At 72.2% G+C, this 15,209-nt stretch carries 12 protein-coding genes; 8 read left to right on the top strand and 4 right to left on the bottom strand.

Features of this window, described 5'->3' with window-relative positions:
- The first annotated feature begins 14 nt into the window (after positions 1-14).
- From ISP_RS17120 to ISP_RS17095, 6 genes are all read left to right on the top strand, one after another.
- Positions 15-917 carry an ABC transporter ATP-binding protein gene (locus ISP_RS17120; RefSeq protein WP_013225025.1) on the top strand — a complete coding sequence of 301 codons (903 nt, stop codon included), beginning with the start codon at positions 15-17 and terminating at the stop codon, positions 915-917.
- Positions 914-1,678: an ABC transporter permease gene (locus tag ISP_RS17115; RefSeq protein ID WP_013225024.1), complete on the top strand. Its 765-nt coding sequence runs from the start codon at positions 914-916 to the stop codon at positions 1,676-1,678. Before ISP_RS17120 ends, ISP_RS17115 begins: the two co-directional genes overlap by 4 nt.
- Positions 1,678-2,808: a streptophobe family protein gene (locus tag ISP_RS17110; RefSeq protein WP_013225023.1), complete on the top strand. Its 1,131-nt coding sequence runs from the start codon at positions 1,678-1,680 to the stop codon at positions 2,806-2,808. The genes ISP_RS17115 and ISP_RS17110 overlap by 1 nt, the downstream gene beginning before the upstream one ends.
- The gene (locus tag ISP_RS17105; RefSeq protein WP_013225022.1) at positions 2,805-3,497 is read left to right on the top strand and encodes a response regulator transcription factor; all 693 of its coding nucleotides are present in this window, start codon (positions 2,805-2,807) and stop codon (positions 3,495-3,497) included. Before ISP_RS17110 ends, ISP_RS17105 begins: the two co-directional genes overlap by 4 nt.
- Positions 3,494-4,942: a sensor histidine kinase gene (locus ISP_RS17100; protein ID WP_013225021.1), complete on the top strand. Its 1,449-nt coding sequence runs from the start codon at positions 3,494-3,496 to the stop codon at positions 4,940-4,942. Before ISP_RS17105 ends, ISP_RS17100 begins: the two co-directional genes overlap by 4 nt.
- Before the next feature lie 218 nt (positions 4,943-5,160).
- The gene (locus tag ISP_RS17095; protein ID WP_013225020.1) at positions 5,161-6,309 is read left to right on the top strand and encodes a M48 family metalloprotease; all 1,149 of its coding nucleotides are present in this window, start codon (positions 5,161-5,163) and stop codon (positions 6,307-6,309) included.
- A 129-nt stretch (positions 6,310-6,438) separates the two neighbouring features.
- On the opposite strand, the gene ISP_RS17090 is transcribed toward ISP_RS17095, so the two are convergent.
- Positions 6,439-7,635 (bottom strand): MFS transporter, encoded by a 1,197-nt coding sequence (locus ISP_RS17090; RefSeq protein WP_013225019.1) that lies wholly within the window; start codon positions 7,633-7,635, stop codon positions 6,439-6,441.
- 270 nt (positions 7,636-7,905) lie between these two features.
- Between ISP_RS17090 and ISP_RS17085 the strand changes: the two genes are divergently transcribed.
- Positions 7,906-11,667 carry an ACP S-malonyltransferase gene (locus ISP_RS17085; RefSeq protein WP_013225018.1) on the top strand — a complete coding sequence of 1,254 codons (3,762 nt, stop codon included), beginning with the start codon at positions 7,906-7,908 and terminating at the stop codon, positions 11,665-11,667.
- 3 nt (positions 11,668-11,670) lie between these two features.
- A complete protein-coding gene (locus ISP_RS17080; RefSeq protein WP_013225017.1) occupies positions 11,671-13,146 on the top strand; it encodes a hypothetical protein in 1,476 nt (491 codons plus the stop codon).
- A gap of 59 nt (positions 13,147-13,205) precedes the next feature.
- Here the strand turns inward: ISP_RS17080 and ISP_RS17075 are convergent, their stop codons facing one another.
- The 3 genes from ISP_RS17075 to ISP_RS17065 all read right to left on the bottom strand — a co-directional run bounded on the left by ISP_RS17075 (position 13,206) and on the right by ISP_RS17065 (position 15,203).
- Positions 13,206-13,385 carry a hypothetical protein gene (locus ISP_RS17075; RefSeq protein ID WP_069775509.1) on the bottom strand — a complete coding sequence of 60 codons (180 nt, stop codon included), beginning with the start codon at positions 13,383-13,385 and terminating at the stop codon, positions 13,206-13,208.
- A gap of 97 nt (positions 13,386-13,482) precedes the next feature.
- Complete coding sequence (locus ISP_RS17070) at positions 13,483-14,142, bottom strand: response regulator (protein ID WP_013225016.1); 660 nt, start codon at positions 14,140-14,142, stop codon at positions 13,483-13,485.
- Positions 14,139-15,203 (bottom strand): sensor histidine kinase, encoded by a 1,065-nt coding sequence (locus tag ISP_RS17065; RefSeq protein WP_013225015.1) that lies wholly within the window; start codon positions 15,201-15,203, stop codon positions 14,139-14,141. Before ISP_RS17065 ends, ISP_RS17070 begins: the two co-directional genes overlap by 4 nt.
- Positions 15,204-15,209 lie beyond the last annotated feature (6 nt).

Below are 15,209 nucleotides of genomic sequence, written 5' to 3'. Positions count from 1 at the left end.
CCACGCTCGCCGGCATGACGATCGAAATCCGGGGCCTGACCAAGCGGTACGGGCCTGACACCGTGGTGGACGACCTGTCGTTCACCGTCCACCCCGGGCAGGTGACCGGGTTCCTCGGGCCCAACGGCGCCGGCAAGTCCACGACCATGAAGATGATCGTGGGCCTGGCCGCGCCCACGCGGGGCTCGGTCACCATCGGCGGGCGCCGGTACCGGGACCTCGCCGTGCCGCTCACCGAGGTGGGCGCGTTGCTCGACGCCGGTGCCGTCCACGGTGGCCGGAAGGCCCGCGACCACCTGCTGGCCCTCGCGGTGAGCAACGGCCTTCCCCGCCGCCGGGTCGGCGAGGTGCTCGGCCGGACCGGGCTGGACGCTGTGGCCGGGAAGCGGGCGGGTGGGTTCTCGCTCGGGATGCGGCAGCGGCTCGGCCTCGCCGCGGCGTTGCTCGGCGACCCGCGGGTGCTGATCTTCGACGAGCCGGTGAACGGTCTCGACCCGGAAGGGATCCGCTGGATCCGGGACTTCATGCGCTCACTCGCCGGCGAGGGCCGGGCGGTGCTGGTGTCCAGCCACCTGATGAGCGAGATGGCGCAGACCGCCGATCACCTCGTCGTCATCGGCCGGGGGCGGCTCGTCGCCGACACCACGGTGAGCGAGCTCGTGCGTGGCGAAGGCACCGTGCTCGTCCGCACCGCCGAGCCGGGCTTCGCGCGGCTGCTGACGACCGCCGGGGCCGCCGTGCGGGAGGGGACCGAGGCGTCGCTCGTCGTGTCCGGCATGACGAGCGCGGAGATCGGCAAAGTCGCGGCCTACCACGGCGTCGCGCTCGCCGAGCTCACGCCGCAGCGCGTCTCGTTGGAGGACGCCTTCATGGAACTGACCAAGGACCGCACCGACTACCAGGGGGCGATCGCATGAGCGTGTCCTTCACCCGTTCCGTCCGCGCGGAGTGGATCAAAGTACGCAGCCTGCGCTCCACCTGGTACACCCTGGCGTGCCTGTACGCGGTCGGGCTCGGCATCACCGCCCTCGTCATGAACGCCACCGCGAAGCAGTACCCCGGCGACGAACCCTGGGATCCGACCGGCCGCAGCCTGACGTCGTACATCGTCGCGCAGCTCATCATCGGGGTGCTCGGCATCCTCGTCGTCACCTCCGAGCACGCGACCGGCCTGATCCGGACGTCCCTGACCGCGACACCCCGGCGGCACCGGCTGCTGGCGGCCAAGGTGGTCGTGGCGGTCGCGGTCGCCGTGGTGGCGGGCCAGGTGCTGATGTTCACCGCCTTCTTCCTCGGCCAGGCCGTCCTCGCCGTCCACGGCGTGCCGCACGCGCGGATCGGCGATGCCGGCGTGCTCTCCGCCGTGGCCGGCGGCGGGCTCTACCTCGCGGCGATCGCGCTGCTCGCGGTCGGGCTGGGCACGATCATGCGGGCGACGGCGGGCGCGCTCGCCACCCTGGTCGGGATCGTCTTCCTGGTCCCCGGCTTCGCGGGGCTCTTCCCGGCCTGGCTGCACGGCCTGCTCTACTACTGGCCGACGCTCGGGGCGGCCGCGGTCTTCAAGACGGTGCCCGATCCGGACTTCCCGCACCCGTGGCTGAACCTGGCCGGGATGTGCGCCGGGGTCGCCGCCGTGCTGGCCGTGGCGTTCGTGGTCTTCCGGCGCCGGGACGTGTGATGCGGGAGGTGGGGCGGGGCCTGCTGGCGGCCGCGGCCGCGCTGCTCGCGATGGCGGGGGTCGCCACGGCCGGGCTGGCGCTCCTGGGCGCCGGCCGCGCCGGAGGGCTCGGCGCGTTGACCGCCGCGGCCGTCGCGCTGGCCGCGGGCGGCTCGGCGGACGTCGTCGCGGCCCCGTCGGGTGGCCTTCCGTTGGCCGTGCGAGGCGGCCTCGAGGTGATGCCGCTGGGGGTTTCCCTGGCGGGCGCGGTGGTGCTGGGGGCGTTGCTGCTGTGGCGCCGCGAAGCCGGGGTGCTCGTCCGCGGTGCCGTCGCGGCGGTGGCCCTGTCGGCGGGACTCGCCGTGAGCGCCTTGCTGGCACGAGGAACGCTGAGGATGCCGGACGGCGTCACGGCGGGTGGTGCCGGCGGCTGCGGACGAGCGGCCGGTCCCGCGCGCCTGCCCGGTTCCGGCCGGTTCGACGCCGGTTTCTCCGTGGCCGTGGGGCCGGCGGTGGTGGGGGCCGTGGCCGGGGCGCTCGTGGTCGTCGGAGTCTGCTGGCTCGCCACGCGATTTCCCGCCGTGGCAACGGGTTTGCGTGCCGCGCGGTGGCCCGCGGCCGGGCTCGCCGTGCTGGGCGTGGCCGCGGCCTGGACGTTCGGCGGCGCCGCGGCCGCCGGGGTTGTCCTGCTCGCTCTCCCCCAGCTGGTGTGCGGAGCCGTGCTGCTGGGCCTCGGCGTGCCGTGGACGATCAGCTCCTCCGGCGTGTTCTCGTGCGCGCTGCCCGCTGCGCCCGTCCCGACGGGTGGCCCGCTGCTCGGGCTGTCGGCCGTGGTGCTGCTGGGCTGGCCCGTCGCGTTCGCGGCCGGGCGTCGCCGGCCCGGCGGACCCCTGCGCCGGGCCGCGGCCGCCGCCGCGTGGTTCGCGCCGGCGGCCGGTGCCGTGCTCGCCGTCGTGACGCTGCTGTCGCGGATCTCCGTCGACGTCACCGTCGGCGTGTTCGGTTTGGCACTGCCCGTCTTCGCCGCGCAGGTGACGGCGAATCCGCTGCTCGCCGTGGTGGCCGGGCTCGCGGGCGGCGCGGTGGCCGGCTTCGCGGGCTCCCTGCTCGCCGACGGGTTCTCCGTATCCTCGCGGGTATGGAAGCGATGACGTCCCGGCTGCTGGTGGTGGACGACGAAGCCACCGTCCGCGAGCTGCTCTCCGCCGCGCTGCGGTTCGCCGGCTTCCGGGTGACGTCGGCGGCCACCGCGCGGGAGGCCGTCGCCGCGGCCACCGCGGAGCCGCCCGACCTGGTGCTGCTGGACGTCATGCTGCCGGACATGGACGGCTTCGAGGTGGTCCGGCGGCTGCGCGAGCGGCACCCCGGCCACGGCGCGCCGGTGCCCGTCCTGTTCCTGACCGCGCGGGACCGCCAGTCCGACAAGGTCACCGGCCTGTCCCTCGGCGCCGACGACTACGTGACGAAGCCCTTCGACCTGGCGGAGCTGATCGCGCGGATCCGCGCGATCCTCCGCCGGACCGCGGGCCGGCCGGCGGGCGTGCTCACGGCAGGCCCGCTCGCGCTCGACGCCGAGGGCCACCAGGTGACGCGTGCGGGGCAGGCGATCCGCTTGTCCGCCACGGAGTTCCGGTTGCTGCGCTACCTGATGGAGAACGCCGGGCGGGTGGTGTCGAAGGGGCAGATCCTCGACCGGGTGTGGCGCGACGACTTCGGCGGGGACGCCGGCATCGTCGACACCTACATCTCCTACCTCCGGCGCAAGGTCGACACCGCGGAGCCGAAGCTCATCCACACCGTGCACGGCGTGGGCTACGTGCTGCGGGAGCCCCGCGGATGAGGCGGCTTTCCCTGCGGGCCCGGCTGCTGCTGCTCACCGCGGGCCTGCTGCTCGCCGGCCTGACCCTGATCGGCGCGCTGGTTTCCGGGCAGCTGGAGCGCTTCCAGCTCGACCGCCTCGACGGCCAGCTGCGCTCGATGACCGAGCTCATCTCCCTGGCGGCGGGGCCGCCGCCGGCCGCGAGCCCGGCCGTGCGGCCCGATCTCGTCGATCCCGCGCTCGACCTGTTCGGCACTCCATACGTCGTGTACCTCGACGCGAGCGGCGCGGTGGCGGGCGGCCTCCACTCGTCGCGGGTGGACGGGGCGGCGCTGCCGCCGCTCGACGCGCTGCGCACGGTCCCGGCCGACGGGACGGCCGTCGACCTCGACGCCAGCGACGGGTCGCAGCGCTGGCGGGCACTGGCGCGGCCCGCCGTCCGCTGGGGCGGGACGGTCGTTTCGGCCGCGCCGCTCGCCGAAGCCGACGCCACGATCGCCCAGCTGCGGACGAGCAGCCTGGTCACCGGTGCCGCGCTGCTCGTCGTGCTGACCGCGGCCGGCTGGCTCGCCCTCGGCCGGGGCCTGCGGCCGCTGCGCCGGATCGAGCACACGGCCGCGGCGATCGCCGGCGGCGACCTCACCCGGCGCGTCCCGGACCTCGCGCCGCCCGGCACGGAGATCGGGCACCTGGCGGGGTCGCTCAACACCATGCTCGGCCAGCTCGAACGGGCCTTCGCCGACCGGGCCGCCTCCGAAGCGCGGATGCGCACGTTCGTTTCGGACGTCAGCCACGAACTGCGCACCCCGCTGTTCGGCATCAAGGGTTCCGCGGAGCTCTACCGGATGGGCGCACTGGCCGGACCGTCCGATGTGGACGAAACGATGCGCCGCATCGATCGCGAAGCCACCCGGCTCACCGCGCTGACCGAGGACCTGCTGCTGCTCGCCCAGCTCGACGAGGCACCCGAAGAGCAGCTCGACCGGGCTCCGATGGACCTGCGCACCCTCGCCGGCGACGCCCGGCACGACCTGCGCACCCTCGACCCCACCCGCACCGTTTCCCTGACCGGGCCGGGCGGTACCGGCCCGCCCGGCCCGGCGCCGGTGGACGCCGACGAGGCCCGGCTGCGGCAGGTCGTCACCAACCTGGTGGGCAACGCCGCCGCCCACACGCCATCGGGCACGCGCGTGCGCATCGGGGTCGGAACGGCGGACGGCCGCGCGGTGCTCGAGGTGGCCGACGAGGGTCCGGGAATGACGGCCGAGCAGGCGGGCCGCGTCTTCAACCGCTTCTACCGGGCCGACCGCTCCCGGACGCGCACGCCCGGTGCCGACGCCGGTCTGGGCCTCGCCATCGCCCGTTCCCTGGCCCGCGCCCACGGCGGCGACGTCGAACTCGAGACCACGCTCGGGGAAGGCGCCTGCTTCCGGCTCGTGCTGCCGGTGACCGGGTTCCCGGACTGACACCGGCCAAGGGGCGGGCGGGAACCTCGCCATCCTGCGCACCCGGCTTCGCCGCGGCGGCTTCTAGTACTTTCGGCCGATGCCCGCACGGCGAAAACCCGCCGAAAGTCGTGGGCCATTTCGGGGGTCTTGGTCCGGCTCCGGTTTCACCGTCAATCACCGCCCTAGTGTGGCGGTGCTTCGTGATCTTGAACCGGAACCGAAGAGGGGAACCCACCTTGCGCAACCGGACCAGATTCCTCGGCAAGACTCTTGCGGCCGCGGGTACCGCCGCGGCGCTCGCGCTCGCCACGGCCGTTCCGGCGGCCGCGGACACGCCGTCCACCGTCGAGCAGGACGTCGCTCAGCTGTACCAGGACGTCATCGACCTCTACAACGGCCTGCCCGCCGACGCGCTGCGCGGCGTCGACCGGCTCATCGACTCGCCCGTTCCGCGCATCGGTCCGCGGAGCCGGGCCGCGCAGGGCCCGATCCCGGGCTGCACCGAAGGTGCGCTGCTGACGTATGCGAACAAGCTCGCGTCCCAGCTCACCCCGCTCGAAGGCCAGGCGCTCGACGCGCTGTCGGGGCTCAGCCAGCTCTACGTCCAGGGCGTCACGAACGACAAGGCGCCGCAGGTCTTCGGCACCGACGGCCAGTACACCGCGCGCGCCACCGACACGATCGCCAGGCTGCGCGGCTTCTGGGACATCGAGAGCTGGAACATCCAGCTCGTCGCCTGGAAGGGCACCGATCTCGGCAGCCAGGCGAAGATGGCGCAGACCTTCAGCCTCGGTCTCGCGCCGGCGAAGGTGAAGGCCGCCGCCGCGCTCGCCACCAAGGTGCTCTACGAAGTGCCGGCCATGCAGGGCGGCCGCAACCCGCTGATCACCCTGAACGCGTTCTCCGCTCCGGCCGGCAGCCTCGGCGGCAAGCGCGTGGCGCTCGGTGACGGCCTGCTCGACACGGTCAACGCCCTCGGGTTCGACGACGTCTCGGTGGAGTCGGTGGTCGGGCACGAGTACGGCCACCAGGTCGACTTCGCGCACGACAACTACCCGCGCAACGAGTCCTCCGAGATGGGCCCCGACGCCTACGGCGGCTACTTCGTCGCGCACGCCAAGGGCTTCGCCTGGGACGCCCGCACCCAGCAGGAGGTCAGCTACCTGGACGCCTCCATCGGCGACTGCTACCACAGCCACGGCACCCCGGACCAGCGCAAGGCCGCCGGCACCTGGGGCGAGAAGCAGGCGACGAGCCAGGGCAACCCGAACCGGATCGTCCCGTCCGCCACGATGATCGAGAAGTTCCAGAAGGAATACCCGAAGCTGATGCCGCCGGCCGCCGACCAGCCGGCCGCCGCCGCGGTGGCCGCAGCCCGGGGCTGAACCCCGGCTCCCGCCGGTGGGCGGGCCGTCTTCCCCGGGTCCGGGAAGGCGGCCCGCGCTCGCGGGGGCTGACCGCCGAGACGCCCGCTTCCGGTGCGGAAGCGGGCGTCCGGCTCCAGGAAAAGTGCGTCAGCCGATGGCCGCCTGGGGAGTCTTCTGCGACGTCCCCGCGACCTCCGGGCGCCGCCGCCGCGCCGCCGCCGACCCGGCGGCCAGGACGGCCAGGCCCACGACGTTGACCGCGGCGCCGACCCACAGCGGCGAGACGAACCCGAGTCCGGCGGCCAAGGCCAGGCCACCGAGCCACGCCCCGAGCGCGTTGCCGATGTTGAAGGCCGCGATGTTGGCGCCGGAGGCCATCGTCGGCGCGTCGTCGGCGTACCGCATGATCCGCAGCTGCAGGCCGGGCGCGGCCGCCAGGCCGACGGTGCCCATCAGGAACAGCGAGATGATCGTCAGGACCTGGCTGTGCGCGGTCAGCGCGAACACCGCGAGCACCGCCGTGAGCAGGGCGAAGATCACCAGCAGGGACTTGTCCAGTGCCCGGTCCGCCGCCTTGCCGCCGAGGAAGTTGCCGGCGAACATGCCGACCCCGAACAACACCAGCAGCCAGGGCACCGTGGTGGCGGCGAACCCGCTGACCTCGGTCAGCGTGTAGGCGATGTAGGTGAACGCACCGAACATACCGCCGTAGGACAGCACGGTGATCGCCGCCGAGATCCAGACCTGGGGCCGGCGGAACACGCCGAGCTCGCCGCGCAGGCTGGTCCGGCCGACGGGCTCCGGCCGCGGAACCAGCACCCCGATGCCGGCCAGGGTGACGACGCCGATGGCCGTGATCGCCCAGAACGTCGAACGCCAGCCGAGCTGCTGCCCGAGCAGGGTGCCGAGCGGGACGCCGAGCACGTTGGCCACGGTCAGGCCGCCGAACATCAACGCGATCGCGCTCGCCTTGCGGTTCTCCGGGACCATCTCCGCCGCGACCACCGCGCCGACGCTGAAGAACGCGCCGTGGCACAGGGCCGCGACGATCCGGCCGAGCAGCATCACCGAGTAGACCGGTGCGACCGCCGAAATCAGGTTGCCCGCGATGAACAGCACCATCAGCCCGAGCAGCACCTTCTTCCGGTCGAACCGGGTGATCGCCAGGGTCAGCGCGATGGCGCCGAACGCGACGCTGAGCGCGTAACCCGAGACCAGGTACCCGGCCACCGGCTCGGTGACCCCGAAGTCCGCCGCCACCTCGGGAAGCAGACCCACGATCCCGAACTCGGTGAGCCCGATGCCGAAGCCTCCCAGCGCCAAGGCGAGAAGCCCGATAGGCATGACTACCCTCCATCCATTTTTCCTGTGCACGCCTCGTGGGGAATGACCTCAGCGTAGGCGGGACGCCGGAACGGGCACCGCCCACGGAAGTGCCATCGTCGCTACGACTTTGGTAACAGTGCGGCCTGTCTCATCGGCTCCACCAGCACTGATTCGCTTGAGCCCGCTGTCCGGCGCTCCTACTTTCGATACCACGCGACGCCGACCGGCGATAGCGCGAGGTTCCCGTTTCCCGTCGAGGACAAACTCCGGACAACTCAGGGAGAGACGATGAGATTGGTTCCTTCCCGTTCCCGTTCGACCGGGCACCCGCTCGGCCGACGCACCAGTCCCCCCGCGCGCAAGCGCGCGCCGGGGCCCGGCCCGCACCCCGTCGCCGGCGTCTTCCCCGGCCTGGGCAGCCGCGCCGCGTACCAGAACCTCGGCCGTCACCTCCTGGATTCCGGGAGCCCGGCGGTCCGGGAGGTCTACGACCAGGCCGCGCGGGCGTACGGCGTCCCCGGCCGCCCGGAGCAGCTCTTGCTGATCCCGGAGAACCTGCCGGCGGAACGGCTGGCGCAGCAGGCTTTCCTCGGCGCGGCGATCCTGACGCACAGCGTGGCGCTGGAGGCCCACCTGCGGGACACGGCGGCGAAGAGCGGGATCCCCCTGCACTTCGTGGCCTACACCGGGGAAAGCTTCGGCATCATCACGTCGGCCGTGGCGAGCGGGGCGTTGTCCGTCGGTGACGGCGTCGAGATCGCCCGGGTTTTCACGCCGCTGATGCTGGTGGCCGCCGAAGGCGCGGTTCCCGACGAACCGATCGCCCGCGAGGTCGCCGCGTACCTCCCGGAATCGCTGCACGGCCGGCAACTGGTCCCCGAACCGTTCCACGTCGTCGCCCTGAAGGGTGACCCCGCAGAACTCGCCGTGACCCTCTGCGAGATCGGGAGGGAATTCCCGAAGGTCGATGTCGAAATCCACAAGTTCTATTCGGACCGGCAGACGAATGTGTACGTCCGCCGCGGCGTCAAGACGGATTTCGACGAGTTCATCGGCCGGTTCCCCGCAGTGCGGGCGGAGGAGCTGAAGAAACCGACGAACTTCCTGGCCCATTCCGGCCGGATGAGCGGCGTGCGCGAAGCCCTCGGCCGTTTCCTGGACGCGAAGGGCCTCGAGTTCCGCGCGCCGCACACCCCGGTGGTCTCGAACCACGGCGCGGGGCTGCTCACCACGGCCGAGGAGGTCCGCACCGGCATCCTGGCGATCACCGACGAAGTCATGGCGTCGCGGGAGACCGCGGCGACGCTGGCGGACCTCCACCCCGAGCTGGTGGTGGAGCTGGGACCGGGGGAAAAGTCCGTGCAGCTGCTGACCGACAACAGCCTGGCCGTCCCGGTGACGGCCTACACCGGCACGGCCGACCCGGTCCTCGGCGTGCTGAAGCAGGTCGACGTCCTGCTGGCCGAGCTGGCGAAGCTGCGCGACTCGGGCGACCGCCTGACCGACGAGCACCTCGAGCCGCTCCGCGACCTCTTCCGGGTGACGTCGGGCCATCCGTTCGGCGAGGAGTACCTCCACCGGACCCTGCGGCGCGTCGTCACCGACGAGCTGCTCCGCCCCGAGCGGGACGCCGCACCGGCCTTCTACGAGCTGCTCGAGGTCGTCCAGCACACCTACCGGCACCGCGCGGACATCGACGCCGGCCACGGCGAGCTGGTGCTGCGGGCGCGGCTGAAGAAAGAGCTCACCGGCGACCGGCCGGGGCAGGTGCACACCGAGCTCAGGGTGCTCGACCGGGCGGGCCGCGCGGTCGACCGGAAGCTCGCCACCACCGGGCAGCACGAGGTCGTGGTCGTCCACTTCGACCGGCTCGCCGACCGCGGCCAGACGGCCATCCCGCGGCAGCAGGCCCTGTTCCAGGCGCTGCGCCACGACCGGCCGGCGCTGTTCCGGCAGAACGACTGCTACCTCGAGGGAAGCGACCCGGTGGGCTGGCTGGCGGCCCTGGCGGCGTCCGGCGCGGCGCCACTGGCCGACGTCGTGGCCCTCCACGACCTGTCCCGGGAGATCGGCCCTGGCCTCGACCTGGAGGCCGCGCTCGATCGCCTGGTGTCCTCGCTGACCCACCCCGAGCTCCCCCTCGTCTCCCCGGCGGGCGTCCCGCTGTGGTCGGCCAAGGACATCGCGGCCGCCACCCGCGGCGTCTTCCTCGACGGCGCTCTCGACACCGGGCGCCGGCGCGTCCACCTCAACGGGAACTGCCGGATCCTGGCGCTCGGGTCGACGCTGGAGGCCGACGGCGTCGACGCCGGGCCGCACCACGCCGACGTCATCTCCGTCTCCTCCCCCGCCGAGGTCCGGACGAGGGGCGTCAACGCGGCGCTGGACGAGTTCGAGGACCACTGCATCCTGTCCCTGACCGTGGAGCACGAGAAGGTGCTGCGCTACGCCCAGAGCCGGCGGGTGCTCAGCGGGACCGTCAACGCCTACGTCGGCATCGGGGAACGCGTCCTGGGCTTCGGCAAGGGCGGCAGCGAGTCGATGACGATCTTCCTGCGCAAGGACGGCGAAGACCGGACCACCGTCCGCAAGGTGCTGAGCGAAGCGCTGACCACGGTCAGCTGGAACCCGGACGGCCGGGGCGTGATGCTGCCGCCGTTCGCCAAGGCCCGGAAGCAGGCGGAGTACCTGCAGGCCCTGCCGGAGCCCGTGCGCCGGTACTTCCCCGAGGTCTACGACATCCAGGAGCGGGTCATCCCCGTTCCGCCGCACCTGCGCGCCGACGGCCCGGCCACCCGCAAGGAAGTCATCTACGAGATGAGCTACGTCCCGGGCGAGGAGGTCAGCCGGTTCGTGGAGCGGAACTCGCCACCACCGGCGGTGGTCGCCCGCCTCTACGAGCAGATCTTCCGGGTGCTGAACCGGGAAGTGCACACGGTGAACCGCGTCCCGGCGCCGGGCGAGACCCTGGACGTCTCCTACTTCCGGAAGATCGAGGACCGGCTGGACCTGTGCCGGCGCACGGCGCCGCGCACCTTCACCCCGGAGCTGCTCGACACCGAACGGATCGTCATCGACGGCGTGAGCTACCTCAACGCGCCGGCGGTGCTGGCCCGGTTCCGCGCCCACCCGGAGTACCTCCGGATCCTGGAACCGCGGTTCCACTCCCTGGTCATGGGGGACACGAACACCGAGAACATCAAGGTCGAGAACACCGTCCCGCTGCTGCACGCCCAGTGGCTGATCGAGACGGGTGCTCCGCGCGAGGAGATCGACGCGGCACTGGCGGCGATCACGGCGGAGTCCCTCGGGATCCGGTTCCTGGACCCGCGGGCGATCGGCTTCAAGAGCGAAGGCCGGGACACCCGCGACGACGCGATGTACGACAACAAGCCCTGGCACAACTCCATCGGCCACTACGACGAGATCCACTACGAGCAGTTCACCCTGCGGGTCCGGACCGGCTCGGGCCGGACGCCCCGGGTCGACATCGGGTTCGTGGCGGGGAACCCGTACCAGAAGTCCTACGGGGTACGGGATGTGGTGGCCCGCGGCGAAGCCGTCGACCCGGACGCGCCGCGCGGGATGGAGGACCACTTCGCCGCCGTGATGGCGGCCGTGCACCGGGACGACCCGGAATCCCGCCAGCTCAAGGATCCCTACTGGATCATCCGGTTCGTCTTCATGATGGGCACCCACTTCACGGCGATGCCGCCGTTCCACTTCCAGTCCGAGCTGGACGGCACGCTGACCGACACCTACCAGGCGCAGCGCCGGCCGGTGGCCATCTACTGCGAGGGCGTCAAGTGGCTGAACTGGGCGCTGCAGATGCTGACCGGAGAACGGACGGAGTTCCTGGGGGTGCCGGTGCCGCCGCTGGCCCACCTGGAGCGGCCACGCCGGCGAACGACGTCCGCCGGCCGCACCACTCGCCGTCGCGCGGTGTCCGGACAGCACGCCCCCCGCTCACCGCGGCCGAGCACCCGCCCGGCCGTCAACGCACCGCACACCACCGGGCTCCCGCACGCCCGGCAGAAGGAGGAGGGCTGACCCATGACCAATGCATCGCCGGCCCTGCCGGTGGCCGGGCTGGACGACCTCACCACCGAGTCCCGGATGATCGCGACGCCGTGGAGCCGCATGGTGCGCGGCATCGGGCTCGGCCAGTACCCCATCGGCTACGACCCCGTCGCCGCCGAACGGATCCGGCACACGTTCGACCTGCTGGCGGCCAAGGTGCCGCCGGCCAACTCCTACACGCTGTTCTCCCGGCTGCTGGCGGACCTGGTCCTGAACGTGGCGAACCCGGCCGCGGACTTCTCCCGGGTCGACGTCGGCTCGGCCGTCGGGTCCATTGTGGACGCCGTGCGGTCGGAGGAGAACCCCTACTACCGCGTCACCGCGGGCAGCATCCTGATGGACGCGTTCGCCAAGCTGGGGCTCGACCACAAGCTGCTGGTCAACGAGTGGATGGACTTCCCGGCGGAAATCCTCGCCGCGACCGACCAGATCCGGCCCGACCGGATCAAGGACGAGAACAGCGGCCGCCACGGCGACTACGAGCGGCTTTCCGCTTGTACCGCGGTGTTCCTCGCCCTCGGCCAGCTGGGCCTGACCGACCGGCTGGTCACCGGCGAACGCGACCACGTCCGCGAGGCGCTGGAACTCCTGGAGCGGATCCCCGCGCCCTTCTTCCGCGGACGCGGTGGATCCATGCTGCTGTCGGTGCTCTCGCTGCTGGGCTACGACGGGTACGTCTCCGACGGGCCCCGGGACTACCTGAAGGAGGTCCTGGACCACCTCGACCGCGCGGACGAGGTGAACCTCCCGCCGGCCTTCCCGCAACCGATGACCGAAGCGTTCGGGAAGATCTACCCGCTGCTGACCATGCTGAACGCCATCGCGATGTCCGGTCGCGCCGAGTACCTGACCTACCGGAAGGACCGGCTGGCGGAGGCGAAGGAGCTGCTGGGCCGCATCGACCCGGTGGAGCGGACCCACATGGCGTTGTACTACCTCGTGGCGCTGCAGAACCTGGGCCGCCTGGCCACCGAGGTGCCGGACCTGGACGCCTTCGTGGAAGACGTGCTGGGGCAGTGGGAGCACGCCGATCCCGGCGCGAACTTCTTCCGCAACGGGATCGCCTACCCCTACATGATCGAGACGGCCATGGTGACCGGCCGGCCGGACCTGCTCACCGAGCGGGGGCTGGACCGCCTGGTGAACTCCTACCCCGACCTGGACCGGACCGAACTGGACCGCACCAACCGCCCTTATCCGTTCAGCTACGCGCTGAACATGCTGGGCGAAATCGGGGAGGCGGACCGGCTCTTCGCGCCGTCGGCCCGGTACGGCGGCCGCTCGGCGGTGGCCTGGGTCGTCGACCACCTGTCCGACGGCGGCCGTGCCGAGGGGAACCGGCTGTACATGCTGGACCACGCGTTGATCAGCTACGCCCTCCGGTTGCGGGGGCGGGACCGCGCCGAGACGGAGCTGTTCCGGAAGTTCCGGTTCCGGCTCACTTCCTGAGCTCTCGCACGAAAATCCCCGGTCACCTGGCGGTGGCCGGGGATTTTCCGCTGTCGTGGTCACCGGTGCGCGCCGGCGAGGGCGCCGCCCGGAACCGCCGGTGCGGCCGCTCGCTCGCACTCGGGCCGCCAGGTGCCCACGTGCACCCACTGCCGCCGCCACCGCAACGTGGCCAGCACCGTCGACCGCGCACAGCGCGGACACGGCTGGGGCACCGAGTCGATCCACATCGCTGCCATGCGAACCTCCGGGGGAGTCGAAGTTTTCCGATACCTTCGGAGAATCGCAGACGACGGCTACGTCACGGTTACGTGCGAGTCCTCAGTGGACACTGGGTCAGTGGTCGAGGCCCTCGATGAGCCGGGCCTTGGCCGCCTTCTTGATCGCGTCGACGCGGGACACCGCCCCCAGCTTGCCGTAGATGTTGGTGAGGTGCCGTTTCACGGTGCCCTCGCTGATGAACAGGCGCGAGGCGATCTGGGCGTTGCTCATCGCCGCGGCGACCAGCCGGAGGACTTCCAGCTCCCGATCGGAGAGCAGGGTCCGCTGCTCCTGCTGGCGTTCGAGCGACTCCATCGTCGCGCGCGGGATCGACAGCAGCACGTTGTCCCGGGTGCGGCTCACCGACCGGATCGCGGTGATGAGCTCGTCGCGGGCGATGCTCTTCACCAGGTACGCCGCCGCGCCGTAGTCCAGCAGGTCGCGCACGAGGGCGGGCGCGTCGTGCATGGTCAGGATGACCACGGCCGTGTCGGGGGACGTCCGCCGGACCCGCTCGATCACCGCTTTCGCGCCGGGCCCGGGCATTTCCACGTCGAGCAGCAGGACGTTCGGCCGGTGCCGCTGCACCAGCGTGATGACCTCGTCGCCGTGGGCGGCTTCGCCGGTGACGTCGAACTCCGGGTCCGTGGACAGCAGCTCGCGCAGCCCCTGGCGGAACAGCGTGTGGTCATCGGCGACGACGATGGTGACCTTCTCCTCACCCGCGCCGGTCATCGATGAGCTCCGAGGTGGGTGATCACGATCGAGATCTCCGTCCCGACGTCCGGGGTGGCGGTGATCGAGAAGGTGCCGCCCAGGAGTTCGAGCCGCTCCCGCATGGACGACAGCCCGACACCCGAGCGCGCGGCCAGCGCGGCGGCGAGGTCGAACCCGCGCCCGTCGTCCCGCACGGTCGCGTGCGCCTCCGCGCCGGCCACCGTCACGCTCACCTCCAGCGTCTTCGCGCCCGAATGCAGGACGGCGTTCCGGATGGCTTCGCGGAGCACGATGTACAGCTCCTCGCAGACCTCGTCCGGCAGGTATTCGTCGCCGGTCACCGACACCGTGGTGCGGATGCACGGCGGGACCCGCGTGGCCACGTAGTCGTCGAGGGCCTTCGCGAGGCCGCCGACTTCGACCGCGGACTCCCGCAGTTCCCTGGCCAGCCCCCGGATCGACTCGAGCGCTTCGCGCAACGCCGTGCGGGCGGTGCCGATCCGGGCACGGGCCCGTGGCGGATCCGTGTCGGCGTAGACGTCGTAGAGCTCGAGGTCCTGCAGGGCCACCCCGACCGAATGGGCGGCGCGATCGTGCAGCTCCCGGCCGATCCGGCGCCGTTCGTCGCGGTGCGAGTGGTTCACCTTCTCGAGCAGGAAGCTGGCGTAGGACACCGCGCCGATCCCCACGCGGTGCATGATCGACTCCTGCAGCGCGCCGGCGGCGGTGAGCAGCGTGGAATCCTGCTCACCACGCAGCCGGGTCCGCTCCAGCACCACCGGGAGCAGGACCCGGTACATCGTCACCGCGGCGTGGGCCGACTCGATCGGGTGTACGCCCCGGCTGGCGCGGCTGGCCCCGATCTCGACACTGAGCCGTTCGCCCTCGGTCGGGGGTGCCGGGGTACCGGCGATCGCGGTCTCGACGTCTTCGAGCACGGACCCGGCCTGGCGCAGCAGCTGGGCGGCGGCCTCCGGGACTTGGGCCAGGCGGTTGCCCTCCGCCTGCAGGTGATCGTGGAACGACCGCAGGGTCGCCCGCCGGAGGGCAGCGGGGAACATCCCGTCTTCATCGGCCACGCCGGC

The sequence above is a fragment of the Amycolatopsis mediterranei genome, from assembly GCF_026017845.1.
In the GTDB taxonomy this organism is placed as follows: Bacteria; Actinomycetota; Actinomycetes; order Mycobacteriales; family Pseudonocardiaceae; genus Amycolatopsis; species Amycolatopsis mediterranei.
Note: the sequence above shows the minus strand (reverse complement) of the source record. Positions and strands in the feature narration are given on the sequence as shown.

Coding starts and splice junctions, on each gene's coding strand:
- ISP_RS17120 (WP_013225025.1), top strand. CDS start 15: ATGACGATCGAAATCCGGGGCCTGACCAAGCGGTACGGGCCTGACACC.
- ISP_RS17115 (WP_013225024.1), top strand. CDS start 914: ATGAGCGTGTCCTTCACCCGTTCCGTCCGCGCGGAGTGGATCAAAGTA.
- ISP_RS17110 (WP_013225023.1), top strand. CDS start 1,678: ATGCGGGAGGTGGGGCGGGGCCTGCTGGCGGCCGCGGCCGCGCTGCTC.
- ISP_RS17105 (WP_013225022.1), top strand. CDS start 2,805: ATGACGTCCCGGCTGCTGGTGGTGGACGACGAAGCCACCGTCCGCGAG.
- ISP_RS17100 (WP_013225021.1), top strand. CDS start 3,494: ATGAGGCGGCTTTCCCTGCGGGCCCGGCTGCTGCTGCTCACCGCGGGC.
- ISP_RS17090 (WP_013225019.1), bottom strand. CDS start 7,635: ATGCCTATCGGGCTTCTCGCCTTGGCGCTGGGAGGCTTCGGCATCGGG.
- ISP_RS17085 (WP_013225018.1), top strand. CDS start 7,906: ATGAGATTGGTTCCTTCCCGTTCCCGTTCGACCGGGCACCCGCTCGGC.
- ISP_RS17080 (WP_013225017.1), top strand. CDS start 11,671: ATGACCAATGCATCGCCGGCCCTGCCGGTGGCCGGGCTGGACGACCTC.
- ISP_RS17075 (WP_069775509.1), bottom strand. CDS start 13,385: ATGGCAGCGATGTGGATCGACTCGGTGCCCCAGCCGTGTCCGCGCTGT.
- ISP_RS17070 (WP_013225016.1), bottom strand. CDS start 14,142: ATGACCGGCGCGGGTGAGGAGAAGGTCACCATCGTCGTCGCCGATGAC.